This window comes from Methylotenera sp. N17, assembly GCF_000799155.1.
Taxonomy (GTDB): Bacteria; Pseudomonadota; Gammaproteobacteria; order Burkholderiales; family Methylophilaceae; genus Methylophilus.
In genome coordinates this window covers 1,285,333-1,303,799 of record NZ_JUGE01000001.1, presented here as the reverse complement: position 1 = coordinate 1,303,799, position 18,467 = coordinate 1,285,333, and the positions used below count along the sequence as shown (strand labels likewise).

The 18,467-nt window shown below is 46.4% G+C and carries 20 protein-coding genes; 18 read left to right on the top strand and 2 right to left on the bottom strand.

What is annotated here, in order from left to right; all coding sequences use genetic code 11:
* The first annotated feature begins 101 nt into the window (after positions 1–101).
* The 18 genes from fliF (at position 102) to modC (ending at position 15,504) form a co-directional block, all read left to right on the top strand.
* Entirely contained in the window at positions 102–1,757 is a 1,656-nt protein-coding gene (gene fliF, locus FG11_RS06255) for a flagellar basal-body MS-ring/collar protein FliF (RefSeq protein ID WP_047533838.1), read from the top strand.
* Between the two features lie 5 nt (positions 1,758–1,762).
* Positions 1,763–2,761 (top strand): flagellar motor switch protein FliG, encoded by a 999-nt coding sequence (gene fliG / locus FG11_RS06250; protein WP_020182200.1) that lies wholly within the window; start codon positions 1,763–1,765, stop codon positions 2,759–2,761.
* A gap of 25 nt (positions 2,762–2,786) precedes the next feature.
* On the top strand, positions 2,787–3,443 hold the full coding sequence (locus FG11_RS06245; RefSeq protein WP_047533836.1) for a flagellar assembly protein FliH: 657 nt from the start codon (positions 2,787–2,789) through the stop codon (positions 3,441–3,443).
* Positions 3,440–4,852, top strand: a complete 1,413-nt coding sequence (fliI, locus tag FG11_RS06240) for a flagellar protein export ATPase FliI (RefSeq protein WP_088177901.1) — start codon at positions 3,440–3,442, stop codon at positions 4,850–4,852. The genes FG11_RS06245 and fliI overlap by 4 nt, the downstream gene beginning before the upstream one ends.
* Positions 4,853–4,908: 56 nt before the next feature.
* Positions 4,909–5,355 carry a flagellar export protein FliJ gene (gene fliJ / locus FG11_RS06235; RefSeq protein WP_020182197.1) on the top strand — a complete coding sequence of 149 codons (447 nt, stop codon included), beginning with the start codon at positions 4,909–4,911 and terminating at the stop codon, positions 5,353–5,355.
* A 49-nt stretch (positions 5,356–5,404) separates the two neighbouring features.
* Entirely contained in the window at positions 5,405–6,580 is a 1,176-nt protein-coding gene (locus FG11_RS13255; RefSeq protein WP_052184963.1) for a flagellar hook-length control protein FliK, read from the top strand.
* Positions 6,581–6,816: 236 nt separating this feature from the next.
* Positions 6,817–7,323: a flagellar basal body-associated protein FliL gene (fliL, locus tag FG11_RS06225; RefSeq protein WP_047533835.1), complete on the top strand. Its 507-nt coding sequence runs from the start codon at positions 6,817–6,819 to the stop codon at positions 7,321–7,323.
* A gap of 17 nt (positions 7,324–7,340) precedes the next feature.
* Complete coding sequence (fliM, locus tag FG11_RS06220) at positions 7,341–8,345, top strand: flagellar motor switch protein FliM (RefSeq protein WP_020182194.1); 1,005 nt, start codon at positions 7,341–7,343, stop codon at positions 8,343–8,345.
* Positions 8,335–8,805 (top strand): flagellar motor switch protein FliN, encoded by a 471-nt coding sequence (gene fliN, locus FG11_RS06215; protein WP_020182193.1) that lies wholly within the window; start codon positions 8,335–8,337, stop codon positions 8,803–8,805. The genes fliM and fliN overlap by 11 nt, the downstream gene beginning before the upstream one ends.
* 55 nt (positions 8,806–8,860) lie before the next feature.
* Complete coding sequence (gene fliO / locus FG11_RS06210) at positions 8,861–9,313, top strand: flagellar biosynthetic protein FliO (RefSeq protein ID WP_047533834.1); 453 nt, start codon at positions 8,861–8,863, stop codon at positions 9,311–9,313.
* Between the two features lie 85 nt (positions 9,314–9,398).
* Positions 9,399–10,100: a flagellar type III secretion system pore protein FliP gene (fliP, locus tag FG11_RS06205; RefSeq protein WP_051086438.1), complete on the top strand. Its 702-nt coding sequence runs from the start codon at positions 9,399–9,401 to the stop codon at positions 10,098–10,100.
* A 54-nt stretch (positions 10,101–10,154) separates the two neighbouring features.
* Positions 10,155–10,424 carry a flagellar biosynthesis protein FliQ gene (gene fliQ, locus FG11_RS06200; RefSeq protein ID WP_020182190.1) on the top strand — a complete coding sequence of 90 codons (270 nt, stop codon included), beginning with the start codon at positions 10,155–10,157 and terminating at the stop codon, positions 10,422–10,424.
* Positions 10,425–10,466: 42 nt separating this feature from the next.
* Positions 10,467–11,237, top strand: coding sequence for a flagellar biosynthetic protein FliR (gene fliR / locus FG11_RS06195; protein ID WP_047533833.1), 771 nt, complete (start codon positions 10,467–10,469; stop codon positions 11,235–11,237).
* Positions 11,238–11,313: 76 nt separating this feature from the next.
* On the top strand, positions 11,314–11,655 hold the full coding sequence (locus FG11_RS06190; protein WP_047535878.1) for a winged helix-turn-helix domain-containing protein: 342 nt from the start codon (positions 11,314–11,316) through the stop codon (positions 11,653–11,655).
* Positions 11,656–11,794: 139 nt separating this feature from the next.
* Positions 11,795–13,291: an alginate export family protein gene (locus FG11_RS06185; RefSeq protein WP_235276351.1), complete on the top strand. Its 1,497-nt coding sequence runs from the start codon at positions 11,795–11,797 to the stop codon at positions 13,289–13,291.
* A 25-nt stretch (positions 13,292–13,316) separates the two neighbouring features.
* Positions 13,317–14,093 (top strand): molybdate ABC transporter substrate-binding protein, encoded by a 777-nt coding sequence (modA, locus tag FG11_RS06180; protein WP_047533831.1) that lies wholly within the window; start codon positions 13,317–13,319, stop codon positions 14,091–14,093.
* Positions 14,094–14,156: 63 nt separating this feature from the next.
* Positions 14,157–14,867 carry a molybdate ABC transporter permease subunit gene (gene modB / locus FG11_RS06175; RefSeq protein WP_020182185.1) on the top strand — a complete coding sequence of 237 codons (711 nt, stop codon included), beginning with the start codon at positions 14,157–14,159 and terminating at the stop codon, positions 14,865–14,867.
* Positions 14,860–15,504, top strand: a complete 645-nt coding sequence (gene modC, locus FG11_RS06170) for a molybdenum ABC transporter ATP-binding protein (protein WP_047533830.1) — start codon at positions 14,860–14,862, stop codon at positions 15,502–15,504. The genes modB and modC overlap by 8 nt, the downstream gene beginning before the upstream one ends.
* A gap of 16 nt (positions 15,505–15,520) precedes the next feature.
* Here modC and flgL read toward each other — a convergent pair whose 3' ends face one another.
* Positions 15,521–16,435 (bottom strand): flagellar hook-associated protein FlgL, encoded by a 915-nt coding sequence (gene flgL, locus FG11_RS06165; protein WP_025224434.1) that lies wholly within the window; start codon positions 16,433–16,435, stop codon positions 15,521–15,523.
* A 26-nt stretch (positions 16,436–16,461) separates the two neighbouring features.
* Positions 16,462–18,420 (bottom strand): flagellar hook-associated protein FlgK, encoded by a 1,959-nt coding sequence (flgK, locus tag FG11_RS06160; RefSeq protein ID WP_047533829.1) that lies wholly within the window; start codon positions 18,418–18,420, stop codon positions 16,462–16,464.
* Positions 18,421–18,467: the final 47 nt, after the last annotated feature.

Genomic DNA, 18,467 nt, shown 5'->3' with positions numbered 1-18,467 from the left:
CATAATGGTACTCAATCGTAAAGGTGATGTGTGTGTAGTTAGCAGCAGCAACACTTTGAGCAGAGATGCTTTTGGAACAGGATGTTTTTGGAGGTTACACAATGGCAGCAGGCAACGACGCCGTGTTAGTAAGTGGCAACGGATTACCCAGTGCAGCGCAGTTGGGCAGCAAACTTATGCTGCTGGCTGGCGTGGCCGCAGTAGTTGCGGTGATGGTGGTATTTTGGATGTGGAGTCAACAACCGGATTACCGCATTTTATTCTCTAACTATTCTGATAAAGATGGTGGCTCGATTGTCGCAGCGCTAGAGAAAATGAATGTGCCATACAAATTCTCTGAAAGCGGCTCTGCCATTTTAGTGCCTGCCGAGCAAGTACATACCGCACGCCTTAAACTGGCTTCTGAAGGTTTGCCTAAAGGTGGCAATATTGGTTTTGAGTTATTAGAGAACCAAAAATTTGGTGTTTCTCAATTTGTAGAGCAAGTGAATTTTCAACGTGCACTAGAAGGCGAACTTGAGCGCAGCATTCAAGCGATTGCAGCGGTGCAAGTAGCGCGTATCCATTTGGCCATTCCAAAACCTAGCGTATTTGTGCGTGATCAACAAAACCCAACCGCATCTGTATTACTTAATTTACACCCCGGCAGAACCTTAGACCCACAACAAGTGGCAGCGGTAGTGCATTTGGTAGCGAGCAGCGTACCTAACTTACCAGCGACCAATGTGACGGTAGTGGACCAAAATGGCAACTTACTTTCAGATACCTCTAAAAAACAAGGGGCGAATGGGTTAGATCAAACCCAGATTAAATATGTCGATGATATGCAATCAAGCATTGCGCGTCGTGTGGAGTCAATTATCACGCCGATTGTGGGTGCTAAAAACGTACGTGCCGAGGCCAGCGCTGAGATTGATTTCTCTACCACTGAGCAAGCAGCTGAGACTTATAAGCCTAATTACAAACAAGATGATATGGCGATTAGAAGTATGCAAAGCAATGAGTCTAGCAATGGCTCAGGTGCAGAGGCTTCTGGTGTGCCAGGTGCTTTATCTAACCAACCACCACCTAATTCAACCGCACCGATCGATACATCGGCAGATGCAGCTGGCGCTACGGCCAATGCAGGTGGTGCAGCGACAAGCACACAAAAAAATACCACAACCAATTATGAGGTAGATAAGACCGTACGATATGTGCAGCAGCCTAAAGGTGGCGTGAAACGTTTACACGTAGCCGTGGTAGTCAACAACATGCCTGTCACTGATAAGAAAGGCAAAGTGACTTACCGCCCATTAACAGCAGCTGAGAAGCAACAGATTAATGACTTAGCCATGCAGGCCATGGGCTTTAACAAAGAACGCGGTGATTCACTTACCGTAGTGAATAGCTCGTTTGCTGGTGAGCCGACTGAAATCCTACCAGAGGTACCGATGTGGGAAAACCCAGTGGCTGTGGAATATGGCAAAGATGGCTTGCGCTTCTTGGTGGGTATTGTGGTGTTGTTCTTGGTGTATACACGCTTGCTTAAGCCTTTATTGGCCAAACTTTCTAGCCCATTGTCACAACCTAAAATGTTGGGTCAGGCACAGCAAGAGGCTGGCCAAGATGCAATTGTGAATATCAGTGGACAACCTCAAATGACGTTGGGTGCACCTGGTTATGCGCAAAATCTTGAAGTGGTAAAGCAGCTAGCCAAAGATAACCCAAGAATGGTAGCAAGCGTGGTCTCCAATTGGACAAATGGAAATGAGTAGCAGATATGAGTGATGCCGGTGTAATGCGCAGTGCAATTTTGATGCTGACCTTGGGCGAAGATGGCGCCGCAGAGGTGATGAAGTATTTGAGCCCGAAAGAAGTGCAAAAACTAGGTTCGGCCATGGCCACCATGAAATCAGTAGGGCGTGAACAAGTAGAGACTGTGGTGACGGAATTTTTAACTGAGGCCGAGCAGAGCAGTGATTTTGGTTTGGATTCAGATGAGTATATCCGCTCTGTGCTAACCAAGGCTTTGGGTGACGATAAAGCTTCTAACTTGCTCAACCGCATTTTGTCATCGCGCGATGCCAGCGGCATTGAGAGCTTGAAATGGATGGATGCGTTTACTGTGGCGGAGTTTATTAAAAATGAGCACCCACAAATTATTGCTACGATTCTGGTGCATTTGGATCCAGACCAAGCATCTGAAATCATTGGACATTTTACCGATAGGTTACGTCAGGACGTGATGTTACGGATTGCAACGTTGGATGGTGTAAAGCCAATCGCTCTAAAAGAACTGAACGATGTGATGACCAAGTTGCTGACAGGCAATGAGAACATCAAAAAACAAACCATGGGCGGCATTAAAGTGGCGGCCGAGATTATGAACTACATGAGCGGCGACAACGAAGCCAGCGTGATGGAAGGTTTGAAAAATTACGACGATGACATGGCGCAAAAAATCATGGATGAAATGTTTGTGTTTGACAACATTTTAGATATTGATGACAAAGGTATCCAAGTCATGTTGCGTGAAGTGCAATCTGAAATGCTGATTATTGCGCTAAAAGGTGCTACCGAAGAAATGCGCGACAAAATCTTCAAGAACATGTCTACCCGCGCGGCAGAAATGATGAGAGAAGATTTGGAGAGCAAAGGGCCAGTCAAGCTCTCTGAGGTGGAAGCACAACAAAAACAAATTCTGCAAATTGTAAGAAGACTTGCCGATGAAGGCCAAATTATGTTGGCTGGCAAGGGTACAGACGATCAGTACGTATAGCAGTGTAATTATAAAGGTGTAATAGATGGCAAATATGGCGATTCCAAAAGAACAACAAACAGCCTATCAACGTTGGGAAATGTCATCCTTTGGTGAGGATAAACCCAGCCCGGCAATGGCTGCTAAGCCTAAGAAAAAGTTGGAAGAAACAGATCACGCAGTGAATGCGATTCTTGAAAATATACGTAAAGAAGCCTACACCAAAGGCGTGCAAGAGGGCTTTGCCGTGGGTATGGCCAAAGCCAGAGAACATGCGGAAGAAGAGCGCCAACAGTTTTTGACCATCATGCAAAATTTTAATCAAGCGCTAGAAAAAACCGATGAAGCCATTGCGGAAGATTTACTTGCATTGGCGCTGGATATTGCTAAATCCATGCTTAAAGTGAAGTTAAATGTAGATGCTGCAGCCGTCATTCCAGTGGTGGTGGATGCGATTCATTATTTACCACACGTACAAAAGCCAGCACGTATTTTGGTACATCACGAAGATGCACATATCTTGCGTGAATATCTTGCAGAAGAAATTTCAAGCCAACAATGGCAGATTCAGGAAGACAGCAGCATTGAACGTGGCGGCTGTCTGGTGGAAACCGGTGCTAATCAAATTGATGCCAGCAATGGCATGCGTTGGAAACGTATTACTGAAGCCTTAGCTAAACATGATGATTGGTTATTGCCATGATGCAATCTACGCAAAATGTGCATCATCAGCGCTGGCATAGCTACCTACGTGATTGCAACGAGGTGCTGCAACTTGTAGAGCCGCTGGAAATTGCTGGGCGTATTACCAAACTGACGGGCTTGGTGATGCAAGCCGCTGGCATTAAATTGCCGATTGGTAGCGCTTGTTATGTACCTTTATCTGAAGGTAGCCGCGTAGAAGCCGAAGTAGTGGGCTTTGATGGCGAACACTTATTATTAATGCCACAAAGCAGTGTAGATGGTGTGGTGCCAGGCGCCAAAGTCTTTGCCATGGATGTGGCTGAAACCTTACCTAAACCTACCGCAGGCCGACCACCTCGCCGCAGAGTCAATGACCGTGCACGCCATTTGCCAGTGGGCGATGCGTTGCTAGGTCGCGTAGTGGATGGTGCTGGTAACCCATTGGATAATTTGGGAAAAATTGAAGTGACCGAGAGTGCGCCACTCAGTGCAAGACCGACCAATCCGTTGTCACGTGCTCCTATTCAAGAAACATTGGACGTAGGTGTGAGAGCGATTAACAGCATGCTCACGGTAGGCCGTGGCCAACGCATGGGCTTATTTGCTGGCTCCGGCGTAGGTAAAAGTGTACTCCTAGGCATGATGGCACGTTACACCACTGCGGATGTGATTGTAGTGGGTTTGATTGGCGAGCGGGGCCGTGAGGTAAAAGAGTTTATTGAACAAATTTTAGGGCCTGAGGGTTTGGCACGCTCTGTTGTTGTGGCAGCGCCTGCTGATGCTTCTGCGCTAATGCGTTTACAGGGCGCCAACTACGCGACCACGATTGCCGAGAGCTTCCGCAATCAAGGTAAAAACGTATTGCTGATCATGGATTCACTTACACGTTATGCCATGGCGCAACGTGAGATTGCTTTAGCCATTGGCGAGCCACCGGCGACCAAAGGTTATCCGCCCTCTGTATTTGCAAAACTGCCAGCGTTAGTAGAACGCACAGGGAATGGTGCCGAAGGTGAAGGCTCGATTACTGCGTTTTATACGGTATTGACCGAAGGCGATGATCAACAAGACCCCATTGCGGATGCGGCCCGTGCGATTTTGGATGGCCACATTGTACTCAGCCGTAGTTTGGCCGAGAGCGGCCATTACCCAGCCATTGATGTGGAGCAATCCATTAGCCGCGCTATGCATAACATTACGAGTCCGGATCATCAGAAACTAGCACGTAAGTTAAAGCAATTGAATTCGCGCTACATGCGCAGCATTGATTTGATTAGCGTGGGCGCGTACGAGGCGGGGTCTGACTCTGTGTTGGATACAGCGATTGCAAAACACGAATTGATTGAGCGATTTTTACAGCAAGATATTTCTGAGCGTGCAGATATGGAAGAAAGCGTGCAGTTTTTAGCGCATGTACTGGCAGATTAATGTAAGTAAATTCATTTAAACAATAACAATGAGCGTCATGAGAAGGGTAATGAAGTATGGCAACACGCGCCGCAGGTGTAATGAGTATGTTAAAAGACATTGCCCAAAAAGAAGTGGATACAGCGACTGAGGCATTGGCAGAAGCCATGAAAATTGCCGATGAAGCGCAATCTAAATACGATTTGTTGGTGGAATACCGTAACGACTATAGCAAGAACTTGCAGCAGAGTTTAGAAACCGGCATTGGCGCACAAGCGTACCAAAACTTTCAAGGGTTTTTCCGCAAGTTGGACCAAGCGGTAAAAGGGCAGTTTGAAATGTTGGTATCGGCACAGCACCATGTATTGATACAGAAAAAGCGTTGGAAAGAATCGCAACGCAAAAAGCTTTCTTACGATGTGTTAGAGCAGCGTGATAGCGATAAGCAACTGAAAGCCACGCAAAAGAAAGAGCAACGATTAATGGATGAGTTTGCCAGCCGTATTGGCCGGCAAGCCAAGTAAATACAGTGTTATTTAACTGAACGAAATATAGCTAACTAGGAATAGTGATATGCAAAATTTAGCATTACAGATCGCCAAAGCGGCACCGACAAAACAAGCGGCTAATCAAAACAATATGGCCAATTTAGGCGCGGATAGTGCCGTGAACAGTGCGCCGAATGCATTTGCCGAGCTATTAAAGAAACAGGTAAAGCAGCAAAAAACAGAGGCTAGTGAGGCTGCCGATAGCGCTAAACCCGCAGGCAACACGGCTACCACTCCAAACAAAGCAGCGGATACAGACAGTGCTGCAGCGGATGGCGTGGTGTTAAGTGAATCGACGTTGATACCGAAAGCAGATTTAGACGAGAAAGCTGAAGAAAATTTGCCGCCGATACAAGACTTAATATTGATGCAAATGGGCTTGCAGCCTGCCGCACAGTTGAATACTCAGCAAGCCAATGCAGTAGCAACTGATCCTGCTGCAAGTGGTGAGTTAGCGTTGGGTGAGCGTGCCGGTGCCTCTGCGAAAAATGCATTGCCTTGGACGGGTGTAGAAGCTAAAAGCGCGCAAGTCACGGATACTGCTTTGCACGAATCAGCCGATAGCAGCAACCAAGCACCGGAGCTAGCTGCTGATGATCAGGCTGTGCCCTTAAAAGGCGATCAAGCAATTAATCAAACCTTGGTGCGCGACAAAGAGTTTAAAGAAATCGAAATGAAATCGGTACCGGTTCAGATGGCAGCCGTTGCACCAGTGGCTAATAAGTTATCAGACAATATGGTAGCCAGCGTGGCTGCAGCTAGTGAAATCCCAACGCCATTTGGTAGGCCTGAATGGAGCCAAGCAGTGAATCAGAAAGTGGTGTGGATGGTAGGTGCGGGTGATCAATCTGCAACACTGACACTTAACCCACCGGATTTGGGACCATTGCAAGTGGTGATCCAAGTAGAGAATGATCAAGTGGATACCACCTTTATTTCGGATAATCCGGAAGTGCGTCAAGCATTACAGGATGGCATGAATATGTTGCGCGATAAAATGCAAGACTCTGGTATGCAGCTTGGCAATGCGCAAGTGAGCTCACAAGCGCAGTCACAGCGCCATTTTGAGCAAGCCATGCAACAGCGTGCGCAGCAGCGTTTAGAACAGTCGACGCAGGCAACAAACACAGCAGAAGAGACTGTTAGCAGCGGCGTAGTGGTGCAGCGTGTTTCTAATGGCCTGGTAGATACCTTCGCCTAATAGACTTCTATCACTATGGCCTCGTCTTATACTGGGCCGTGGGTGTGATTTTGCGTCAATCAAGGTGGACTGCTGTTGCCAAATGGCAGCCCATACGTTGAAAACTGAGATTAGACGGTCTTTTACATCTCTTATCTAACCATGTTCAACGCACTTTTTTTCTCATAATGTCACCATACAACGTGCACTTTGGTGTGCGATTAGCTAGGTAGTCATTGAGTTGAAAGGTATTACACATGGCACAAGATCCAAAACAAGACACGAGCGGCGAAGAAGCAGAAGCGCCGGTTAAATCCTCTAAAAAGAAGCTAGTGATTATCATAGCTGGGGTGCTGGTGTTGGCGGGCGTTGGTGGCGGTGCGGCTTGGTATTTGATGAAGCCTAAACATGCCGATAAAAAAGCCGAAAAACATGTAGAGGCGCCTAAGCCACCTGTGTTCCTAGCTTTAGAAACATTTACCGTGAATCTGCAACCGGATCCCGATGAAAAATTCTTGCAAATGGATGTGACTTTGCAAGTGGCTGGGCCAGAAGTGGCTGAGCATATTAAGTTACAAATGCCCGCAGTAAGAAATCGCTTGCTGATGTTATTGACCAGCAAAAAAGCATCAGACATTTCTACTTCTGAAGGCAAAGCGACGCTAAGCGAAGAAATGCTGGCCGAAGTGAAAAAACCGTATGCTGCTGGTGAAAAACCGCAAGAAGTTACAGGCGTGTTGTTCACTTCTTTCGTGGTTCAGTAAGATCAATCGAGCACGCTATGTCAGATAAATTTCTCTCACAAGACGAAATTGACGCCTTACTCAAAGGCGTTGAAGGCGATCAAGGCGACGATAAACAAGAGGCGGACCAAGACAGTGTGCGCTCATACAATCTTGCCACGCAAGAGCGCATTGTACGTGGCCGTATGGCTACGCTGGAAATTATCAACGAACGCTTTGCCCGCTTATTGCGCATAGAATTATTTAACTTTTTACGCCGTACGGTCGAGGTTTCTGTTGGCCCTGTGCGTATTATCAAATACACCGACTTTATCCGTAATTTAGTGGTGCCAACCAATCTGAATCTGATTCATGCTAACCCACTACGTGGTACAGCCATGATGGTGTTAGACCCCACGTTAGTGTTTTTAGTGGTGGACAATATGTTCGGTGGCGATGGTCGCTTTCACACACGTGTGGAAGGCCGTGATTTCACGCAAACCGAGCAACGCATTATCCATCGCATTCTCAATATCGTTTTTGAAACTTATGGTAAATCTTGGGAGCCAGTCTACCAACTAAATTTCGAATATATCCGCTCTGAGATGAACACGCAGTTTGCCAATATTGCTACCCCTAATGAAGTGGTGGTGGCAATCACCTTCAATATCGAGCTTGGCCCAGCCAGTGGCGAGATGCACTTCTGCATCCCTTACTCCATGATTGAGCCGATTAAAGATTTATTGACTTCATCTTTACAAGGTGAGGTGTTAGGCGTGGATAAGCGCTGGGTCAAATTGATGACGCAGCAAGTGCAAGCGGCAGAAGTAGAAATTGTGGCGGACTTGGCCAAAACCAAAGTGCATTTGGGCGAAATATTGAATTTAAAAGCTGGGGATGTCATTCCTATCAGTATTGATGATGCCATTGAGGCGCAGATTGACGGCATTCCTGTCATGGAATGTAAATACGGCATTTTTAATGGTCAGTATGCGTTACGCGTAGAAAAACTACTACGGTCAAACTCTAGTGAATACATAAGGGGCGAATCCAATGGCGACTAATCCTTCAGCAGCAGAAACTCAAACAGAAATGGACGAAACAATGGCAGATAACGGCGTAGAAACAATAGCGGAAGATGATTGGGGTGCCGCCATGGCGGAGCAGGCAACGGCTGAATCTTCAGTATTGCAGGCAGAAACCGTTGAAAAGGCACAGGTCTTTACCGAATTTAGCCCCAGCAATAAATTGCATGATACACAAAATGACATCGATTTTATTTTGGATATTCCAGTACAGCTCACGGTTGAATTAGGCCGCACCAAAATTGCGATTAAAAACCTATTGCAACTGGCACAAGGTTCTGTAGTGGAGCTAGACGGCATGGCCGGTGAGCCGATGGATGTGCTGGTGAATGGCTGTTTAATTGCACAGGGTGAAGTGGTGGTGGTGAACGATAAGTTTGGTATCCGCCTCACTGACATCATTACGCCAGCTGAGCGTATCCGCAAAATCAACCGTTAATGGTTTGCGTGCACTCAAGGGTTGAGTGCATTGCGCAATCAAGCAAAAGGTCATTATGTTATTACGTGCTTTCTTACTATTGGTATTAAACAGCTATGCCATCTCTGGCTTGGCTGCTACTGCAAATGCACCAAGCCCCACCATGAGTGTATTAAAAATGGTGATGGGACTGGTGGTTGTGCTTGGTGTCATGGCCTTGTTTGCTTGGGGCGCTAAAAAATTCTTACCTGGCGTAACTGCGCAACCTTCTGTGATTAAAGTAGTGGGCGGCGTGAGTGTAGGCACACGCGAACGTGTGGTGGTATTGGAAGTAGCAGGGCGTTGGCTAGTAGTAGGCGTGGCCAATGGTCAGGTTAATAGCATTGCCAACGTAGAGCCTAATACGGATGCGACAGCGACGCTAGCCGCCAATACCAATACATCGGTAACCCCTACACCGAAACATGACCCGCTACAGCCATTTACCAATTGGTTGAAGCAAGCCATGCAAAAGAACCCTCAAAAATAATACGAGATTAAAGCGAACAACTATGTACATCTCACGATTTAAACACCCAGTCTTACGTTTTCTAGTCATTGCATTCTGTTTATGGATGCTGCCGTTGGCTGCACTGGCAGAAAATGGATTGCCCATTATTAATGCCACTCCAAGTGCTGGCGGTGGTCAAGATTACACACTCAGCTTGCAAACGCTGGTGCTACTGACGTCACTGACGTTTATCCCTGCCGCTATTTTGATGATGACCGGGTTTACACGCATCATCATCGTGCTGTCTTTGTTGCGTCAGGCCTTGGGTACGCAATCTGCACCTTCTAACCAAGTATTAATCGGTTTGGCCTTATTTTTGACATTTTTTGTGATGAGCCCGGTGATCGACAAGATTTATGTGGATGCTTATCAACCATTGTCTGAAAACAAAATCACCATGCAAGTGGCCATGGAAAAAGGCGTAGAACCACTCAAAACCTTTATGATGAAACAAACGCGCGAAGGCGACTTGGCTTTGTTTGCCAATATGGCGCAGGTTGAAAATATTGCCTCGCCAGAGCAGGTGCCATTACGCGTATTGGTGCCGGCTTTTATGACCAGTGAGCTGAAAACGGCTTTCCAAATTGGCTTTGCTATTTTCATCCCGTTCTTGATTATCGATATGGTGGTAGCAAGCGTATTGATGGCGATGGGCATGATGATGGTGTCTCCTGCGATTGTCGCACTGCCATTCAAACTCATGTTATTTGTGCTGGTCGATGGCTGGCAACTGATTCTGGGTTCGCTGGTACAAAGCTTTCATTAGCTAAAACATCCAGTGACACATACAAAAACTAAACGTATATAAAAAGGAAACATCATGACGCCAGAAAGTGTAATGACCTTAGCAGGGCAAGCCATGCAAACCACCTTGATTGTGGCAGCGCCTGTGTTATTGGTAGTGCTCATCATTGGCTTGGTTGTGAGTATTTTTCAAGCAGCGACACAAATTAACGAGCAAACACTCTCGTTCATTCCAAAGTTGGTTGGCGTGGTCGCCTCATTAGTTGTGGCAGGGCCATGGATGCTTACGACCATGGTGGACTACATGCGCACCGTGTTTACCAGTATTCCAACATTGGCTGGCTAATCAGCGGCTCCAGTTAATTAACCCTCATCACGATTCCGCAGTATGGTCACAATCAGCAGCGATTTATTACAAGCATGGATTGTCGGCCTGCTTTGGCCGTTGACACGCATCTTAGGTTTTATCGCAGTAGCGCCTATTCTTAGCCATACCGCTATTCCGCAACGTGTCAGGCTGGGTTATGGCATTGTGCTAACACTAGCGATGATGCCTGCCATACCCGCCATGCCTGCCTTAGATATCATTTCTTTTCAGGGCTTACTCATCTTAGTGCAGCAGTTTATGATTGGCATTGCCATGGGCTTTGCTATGCGCTTAGTTTTTGTGGCGATTGAGTTGGCCGGACACATGATAGGCATGAGCATGGGCTTAGGGTTTGCCAGCTTTTTTGATCCGCAATCAGAAGGGCAAACCACTGCAGTCAGCCAATTTTTGGTATTGATTTGCTTGTTAGTCTTTTTAAGTTTAGATGGGCATTTGATGTTTGTCTCGGTGCTTGCGAACAGTTTTACCGCGATGCCTATTGCAGTGGATGGTCACGGCATTGATGCCATGAAAATTGCCAGTTGGGGTGAGACGATTTTTAGTTCAGGCTTACTCTTGGCATTGCCGGTAGTCACTGCGTTGCTCATTACCAATATGGCGCTAGGCATACTCACCAAAACCGCACCGCAGCTTAATATCTTTGGAATCGGCTTCCCAATCACCATCAGCATCGGCTTTATCGTACTTGCAGTTTCTCTGCCTACCATTGTCAAACCATTGGAGAAGATGATTGATGTAGGTGCTAGCCATATGTTGCAAATCACAAAATAATATTATTTCTAAACAGGCTGAAATTTCGCCTGTTTTCAAATATGATATTTGCTCTATCGGCATTACGGGCAAATTCATGACAACGCCAGCACTTAAAATTCGCATCAGCTTTGGCAGCCAGGTGGCAATGGGGCCAGGCAAGGCCGATTTGCTAGAAGCTATTGACGCTTGCGGTTCTATTTCTGCTGCCGCCAAACAAATGAAAATGTCTTATCGGCGTGCATGGGAGTTGGTCGATGTAATGAATAAATGCTTTACCGAGCCTTTGGTTCATAGCTCTCCGGGTGGCGCGCACGGCGGGGGCGCGCATCTTACGGAGTTTGGCCGAACCATTCTTAAATCCTATCGAGATTTAATCGTGAAATCTCAACTAGCCGCGCAAGCCGAGATTACAAAAATCAGCGCTGCACTTAAATAAACTCGCCTCACTTCATTCTTTTTAATCATAACTATCGCTATTCCTATTTGAATATAGCGATAGTTATGATTAAATGGGAATAACGAGAACAATAGGTAATCAAGGGATGAAGAAAACGCATTATTTGAGCATGCTGATCATGAGTATAAGTGGGGCATTCACACCACAACTGTACGCAGAAGATACCAATACTAAAGCTAGTTACTATGTAGAGCGGAAAAGCTATGGCACCTTGCGCGATACCGAGCCACCACGCTATGTGAAACAGTTGAACAAAACATGGTTAAAAGACTATGACACATTTGCCGATGTGGATTGGTTAGATGTTGGGTTGGATTACCGGTTTCGTTACGAATACCGTGACAATGATTTCCGGCGTTCTCGTGACAGTATTGATGAGCCATTTTTGTTAAGAACACGTGGCTATCTGGGTGTGAAGAATATTTTGGATCCACTGCGCTTTGCCATAGAGGTGGAAGATGCACGTCGTAACCATAGCCAATTTACACGTGAGTTTGATACACGTGATATCAATTATGCAGAGCCGATTCAAGCCTATGCAGAGCTGTATTTTGATAACACCCCGTTGGGTAAAGACGATTTGGGCAATGCGCGTACTGTCAGCATTAAAGCTGGCCGCCAGGCATTTGAATATTTGGATCGCCGCTTAATTGCACGAAACGAGTGGCGTAATACCACGAACAATTTTCAGGGTGTACGTGCCACCATTGGTCAACAAAAGAACGATTGGCAAGTTGATGTGTTCGCCATGAAGCCAATGCAGCGATTATCTACGCAGCTGGATGAAGTCGATCACTCACAAGATTTTTATGGGGTGATTGCTGATTGGCGTGGTTGGTCAGAATACGTGACCTTGCAGCCATATTATCTATTGCTAAAGCAAGATGGCAGCAAAGTGAAATATGACGCTAACGGCAAAGCGGCTGCGGCCAACACCAAAATTGATAGGGAAATTCACACCGCTGGTTTACGGGTTTATGGCGTTGTTGGAAAAACCGGTTGGGACTATGACGCAAGCTATGCTCAACAATGGGGACATCAGGATCGCCTTAGCAATGCTGGTGTGTTTATTGAAGCGTTAGATCATGATGCGTATGCCTATAATGCAGAAATCGGTTATACCTTTACACATCCTTGGAAACCGCGTTTGAGCGCATTTTATGGCGTAGCAAGTGGCGATAAGCAACCTACAGATGGCAGCAATGAGCGTTTTGAACGTTTGTTTGGTTTTGCTAGGCCATGGTCGAACAATGACTATATCCAGATGGAAAATATTAGAACACCCAAAGTGCGTTTGGAGTTTGAACCTGTAGTCACTTGGTTGCCCGGTTTGAAAATGGATACCGGCTTTGGTTGGTATCGTTTGGACAGTGCAAAAGATCGCTGGAATGCAGGCGGTAATCTAAGAGATACCACGGGTAGGAGCGGTAAAAATTTAGGCAAAGAATTTGATTTGCTTGCGCGCTTCCCAGTGGGGAAATATGTCAACGTTGGTATGGGCTATGCACATTTTTGGGCAGGTGATTTCACCGAGACCACATCGCAATTGACGGATCCTGAGCGTCGTGATGATTCAGATTTCTTTTATACACAGATTTCTGTGAGTGCGTTTTAATACAAATGAAGACAGAGGTGATTTCATGATTAAGCAATTAGCAGTTTTAGTCAGTTTATGTGTATCTGCATGGATGCCAATGCGTGTTGCCTATGCAGATGACTCAATCAAGGTGTTTGCTGCCGCCAGCTTAACCAATGTGATTAGCCAAATCGCTAAGCAATACGAGCAAGAGAATACGGCTAATCAAACGGAGATACGTACTTCATTTGCGGCTTCGTCTGCATTGGCTAAGCAGATTGAAAAGGGGGCGCCTGCAGATATTTTTATTTCTGCCGATACACAGTGGATGCAATATCTGCAAAACAAAAAATTGATACAAGCCAATACACAAGTCAACTTATTGGGTAACCAGCTGGTATTGATTGCGCCTGCAGGTAAACGCTTTAAAGTGAATATGGAAAAGGGCTTTGATATTGCTGCGGCCTTTTCTGGCAAGCTGTGCACAGGGGATCCTGCGGCTGTACCAGTGGGTATTTATGCTAAGCAAAGCTTAACGGCTTTAAATTGGTGGTCATCGCTTGCGCCAAAACTGGTCGGTACACAAGATGTGCGTTCTGCGCTGGTGCTGGTAGAGCGTGGTGAGTGTGATGCAGGTATCGTCTATGAGACAGATGCGAATATTTCGGATAAAGTGGAGATTGTGGCTAAGTTTCCGGAATCCAGCCATGAGCCGATTGTGTATCCGTTAGGCTTGGTGGTAGGTGCTAGTAGCAATGCCGTTGGGTTTTATCGTTACTTGAGTTCGCCTCAGGCGCACGCCGTGTTTACCAAATATGGGTTTACAGTACTTGCAAAATAAACGGGTAATTTTTTTCGAGACAACAGTCGGATATTTTGATCAATGGCAGGATATACAACATAGATGTTAGAGCTGGTTAAGTTTACGCCCGCAGAACTCACCATATTGCTACTTTCGTTGAAAGTAGCAATTTTTTGTGTGCTTGTCATCAGCATTCCAGCGATTGCCACAGCATGGTTGCTAGCACGTAAGTCTTTTTACGGAAAATCACTATTAGATAGTTTGGTGCATTTGCCTATGGTGCTGCCACCCGTGGTGCCAGGCTTTATCTTGCTGGTGCTGTTGGGACGGCAGGGATGGATTGGCAAGTATTTATACGAGTATTTTGGCATCAGCTTAGCTTTTACTTGGGTGGGGGCGGTGGTCGCATCGGCGGTCATGGCGTTTCCGCTTTTGGTACGTGCTGCGCGCCAAGGCATCGCACAGGTCGATCGCCAATTAGAAATTGCAGCCCAAACTTTGGGCGCGCATCCCTTGCGTGTGTTCTTCACCATTACCTTGCCTTTGGCGTTGCCGGGCATCATTACTGGGCTGATTCTGGCATTTAGCCGTAGCTTGGGAGAGTTTGGTGCGACCATTACCTTTGTGGGTAATATCGAAGGGGAGACGCGCACGCTGCCATTGGCTATTTACACTTACACACAAGTGCCGGATGGCGATATTCCAGCGCTGAGATTGGTGATTTTGAGTTTGTTGCTGGCGCTAGGGGCTTTAATGTTAAGTGAGAAGCTCGAACGCAAAGCCAACCGACATATTGAGCATCAAGATGATTGAGATTGTCGCCACACTCAGTAGAAAGCGTTTTAAGCTGGATGCGTATGTTGCGCTCACGCACCGAGTCACTGCGCTATTTGGGCCTTCTGGTGCCGGAAAATCAACGCTATTAAACGTGATCGCCGGCATTGCACACCCGGACAGTGGCCGTATTGTGATTGATGGTGTTGCCTTGTTTGATGCGCAGCAAAAGATAGACATACCGGTTCATCAGCGCCAAATCGGGCTGGTGTTTCAAGATCATCGCTTGTTCCCTCATTTGTCTGTAGAAAAAAACTTACGCTATGGCGCGCACCGGTTTGAATCCGCCGCACAGCAAAAAGGCTTGGAGGAAATTACTGCCCTATTAGAGTTGGGTAGTTTGTTAAGGCAAAAGCCTTATCAATTATCTGGCGGTGAGAAGCAGCGCGTAGCACTAGGCAGGGCTTTAATGAGCAAACCACGTTTATTGATGCTGGATGAGCCGCTGGCCTCGCTCGATAAACGCTTAAAAAGTCAGATTTTGCCTTATTTAAAGCGCGTGGCCGAAGAGGTAGAGATTCCCATGATTTATGTTAGCCATTCCATGGACGAAATTACGCAGTTAACAGACCATGTGATGCATATTGCACATGGAAAGGTGCACGCAGCTATTTAAGCTAGCTTAATTCGGACTAAATAAAATCAAACAACGAGAGTTGCGCGGTAGAAGAGAATGACTTCTGCGCCGCTTCCATAATGGTTTGATTTTTAGAGAACTCAGATAGCGCTTCCGCGTAGTCTAAATCTTGAATGTCTGACAGTGAGCTTGCATATTGCAAATCACGGTCTTGCCCAGAGATATCCAAGTTGTCTAATTCATTGAGCTTAGAACCCACGCTAGCGCGTACATTCATGATGTTGTCTACAGACGATTGCATTTTAGTAATGGCTGTAGCCAAACCATTAGAAAAATTGGCTTGGGTAGTGGCATCGGTAATCGGCGTGTTGAGCAAGTTGACGATATCATTGAGCGTGGCAAACACGTCATTCCCATTGGCTAAGAACAACTGACTACCGCTGACGCTCACATCCATCAGGCGCTGTGAATCTACTTGCAGTTGCTGCACATTGCTATCACCATTGTAAGTTGCGCCGGTGGTGTTGGCCGTAAACGGTGCGGTTTCAGATTTAAAACCAGAAAATAGGTAGTTGCCATAAGCATCTTTACCGTTAGCCATGCCTACTAGTGCTTCCAGCGAGTTTTTGAGATCTGTTGCCACAAAACTGCGTTCCAAATTAGAGTAAGCACCATTGCCTGCGCCAACCAATGTAGATTGTGCGGCCACCATCAAATTGGTGATGTTAGTTAAGTTAGCTTCTATGGTTTCTAAATTCGTTTTAGCCACGGTACGCACATTTGCGTAGGTTGCATTCATTTCTTTTTGCTGCGAAATCTCAAGCACGCGTGCTGCGGCTACAGGATCATCAGAAGGCGTTGTAAAGCGCTTTCCGGTAGAAATTTGACCTTGCAAGCGCGCTTGATCAGATTGCAAGCCTGTAATCTTTTGAATGCCGCTATCAAATAAAGTATTGGTGCTAATACGCATATTATTTCCTTTTTGCTACGACGTCTTTAGCCGATTTGCAGTAATACATCAAATAAATCACTCGCAATTTGCATCATTTTGCCCGCTGCTTGATACGCTTGTTGGTAACGAATTAAGTTAGTGGCTTCTTCATCTAGGTTCACCCCGGATTCTGATTGCATCGCCGCTGTAGCTTGTGCCAATGCTTTGGTTTCTGCTTCGCCAGTGACTTTAAGTTCACGTGTTTTATTACCAACGCTGCTCACCGCTTGTGAGAATGCAGTGGTAAACGTGTTCTTGCTCGTGGAGCCTGTCATCGCCACATTGCCGGCGGTTTGCAACCCAGCTAACAATAAGCCATTACGGTTGTCAGCACTGCCTGTGCTTGTACCTGGTGCAATATTGAATTGATCGCCATTGGCAGGCGCGCCGGAAATTGCAAAACTAGTTCCTGCGACGGATATGGTTGCACCACTGGTATAAGTGATAGGCGCGCCAGCAGGGTAGGTGGTGCTAACGCCACCATAAGTCACAGTCACCGGTAATGTAGAAGGTGCTAGTGTGAGTGTGCTTGGTAAACCACTGGTATAGGTAAAGTTAAGCGCTGTGCTGAGCGGGCTACTTGCATAAGTGCCATCCACTTTTGCTGCACTAATGGCACCAGTACCTGTATTGCCAACCCCTAATGTCGGGTTCAATACCGGGCTACCCACTGCCAGTTTGTTCACATCGGTAATGGCTAATGACATCGTAGCTGCTGCATTCGCAGTCGGGCGGATTAAAAAGTCATCACCCGCATTATTGGTACCACTCGCTTGCGAGATAGTTAACCCATCTATGGTTAGCGGTAAGCTAGCAAACGTTTGAGAGGTTTGATCGCTCAAGCGCGTAATTTTATAATTACTACCATCGTACTGCACGCGATAGTCACTACTTGTCACCAAGCTTGGGTCCACAATTTGTGCGCTTAACTCGCCATTGCTGGTGTTTGCGCTGCTGCTTGTGGCAACGGGCACAGGAATGTTAAACAAAATGCCACCTGGGTCACCGTTTCGGTCTAAACCTTGCGCATGTTGTGTATTGAATGCGCCTGCCAATGCCACAGCAATTTGGCCAATTTGGTTTTGCACTTGGTCGAGCGATTCACTTCTGAACTGTATCAAACCGCCTATTGCACCACCAGATAAATTGGATGCACCTAATACAGTGACTTTAGATGCGCTTTGATATCCAACTTCGATGCGTGATGGGTCTGTTGGCGAAGTGGTTGTGACTAGATTATAAGTGTCTTCTCCAACAACCAAAGGTAAGCCATTGCCTATAAAAACGTTATATGTGCCTTGGTTTTGCTGTACAACCGTGGTTTTAATCTGTTTGCTTAATTCAGAAATCAACTGGTCGCGCTGATCCATTAAATCATTCGGCACATTACCTGTCGTGCTGATCGATTGCTCAATAATATCGTTGAGGCTGGCAATTTGTTTGGCGTAGTTGTTGACCAAATTGACACTGGAGACCAATTGGTTATTCACGCCCTGTTCAATTTCATTCAGGCGGCTATCCATACTATTTAAACGGCTAGCCAATGACTGTGCATTGGACAGCATGGTTTGTCGTGTTGGAATGTCATTCGGTTTAGATGCTAATGCCTGTACGCTGGCAAAGAAATCGTTCATGGCCGGATTTAAGCCTGAGGCTTCATCTGACAGCATGTTGTCAATCGCATTCAGTTGATTGCCATAGGTGGTATAAGCTGCACTGGTTGATTGCAAGCTAATCATTTGGCGAGCAAGAATCTCGTTATACACGCGTGTTACGCCAGTGACTTCTGCACCTTGGCCGATAAACCCATAACCAAAGTTCTGTGCTTGCGCTGCTGCTTGCACCACTATTTGACGGGAATAGCCAGGCGTAGAGGCATTGGCAATGTTATGCCCAGTGGTACTGAGCCCAATTTGCGCAGCGTTAAGTGCGCTCTTGCCGATACTTAATATATTGGAAGCCATGATATGGTCCTTTTAGTCCTCATAAGTTGCCTAACGGCACTATCTTT

Coding starts and splice junctions, on each gene's coding strand:
- fliF (WP_047533838.1), top strand. CDS start 102: ATGGCAGCAGGCAACGACGCCGTGTTAGTAAGTGGCAACGGATTACCC.
- fliG (WP_020182200.1), top strand. CDS start 1,763: ATGAGTGATGCCGGTGTAATGCGCAGTGCAATTTTGATGCTGACCTTG.
- FG11_RS06245 (WP_047533836.1), top strand. CDS start 2,787: ATGGCAAATATGGCGATTCCAAAAGAACAACAAACAGCCTATCAACGT.
- fliI (WP_088177901.1), top strand. CDS start 3,440: ATGATGCAATCTACGCAAAATGTGCATCATCAGCGCTGGCATAGCTAC.
- fliJ (WP_020182197.1), top strand. CDS start 4,909: ATGGCAACACGCGCCGCAGGTGTAATGAGTATGTTAAAAGACATTGCC.
- FG11_RS13255 (WP_052184963.1), top strand. CDS start 5,405: ATGCAAAATTTAGCATTACAGATCGCCAAAGCGGCACCGACAAAACAA.
- fliL (WP_047533835.1), top strand. CDS start 6,817: ATGGCACAAGATCCAAAACAAGACACGAGCGGCGAAGAAGCAGAAGCG.
- fliM (WP_020182194.1), top strand. CDS start 7,341: ATGTCAGATAAATTTCTCTCACAAGACGAAATTGACGCCTTACTCAAA.
- fliN (WP_020182193.1), top strand. CDS start 8,335: ATGGCGACTAATCCTTCAGCAGCAGAAACTCAAACAGAAATGGACGAA.
- fliO (WP_047533834.1), top strand. CDS start 8,861: ATGTTATTACGTGCTTTCTTACTATTGGTATTAAACAGCTATGCCATC.
- fliP (WP_051086438.1), top strand. CDS start 9,399: ATGCTGCCGTTGGCTGCACTGGCAGAAAATGGATTGCCCATTATTAAT.
- fliQ (WP_020182190.1), top strand. CDS start 10,155: ATGACGCCAGAAAGTGTAATGACCTTAGCAGGGCAAGCCATGCAAACC.
- fliR (WP_047533833.1), top strand. CDS start 10,467: ATGGTCACAATCAGCAGCGATTTATTACAAGCATGGATTGTCGGCCTG.
- FG11_RS06190 (WP_047535878.1), top strand. CDS start 11,314: ATGACAACGCCAGCACTTAAAATTCGCATCAGCTTTGGCAGCCAGGTG.
- FG11_RS06185 (WP_235276351.1), top strand. CDS start 11,795: ATGAGTATAAGTGGGGCATTCACACCACAACTGTACGCAGAAGATACC.
- modA (WP_047533831.1), top strand. CDS start 13,317: ATGATTAAGCAATTAGCAGTTTTAGTCAGTTTATGTGTATCTGCATGG.
- modB (WP_020182185.1), top strand. CDS start 14,157: ATGTTAGAGCTGGTTAAGTTTACGCCCGCAGAACTCACCATATTGCTA.
- modC (WP_047533830.1), top strand. CDS start 14,860: ATGATTGAGATTGTCGCCACACTCAGTAGAAAGCGTTTTAAGCTGGAT.
- flgL (WP_025224434.1), bottom strand. CDS start 16,435: ATGCGTATTAGCACCAATACTTTATTTGATAGCGGCATTCAAAAGATT.
- flgK (WP_047533829.1), bottom strand. CDS start 18,420: ATGGCTTCCAATATATTAAGTATCGGCAAGAGCGCACTTAACGCTGCG.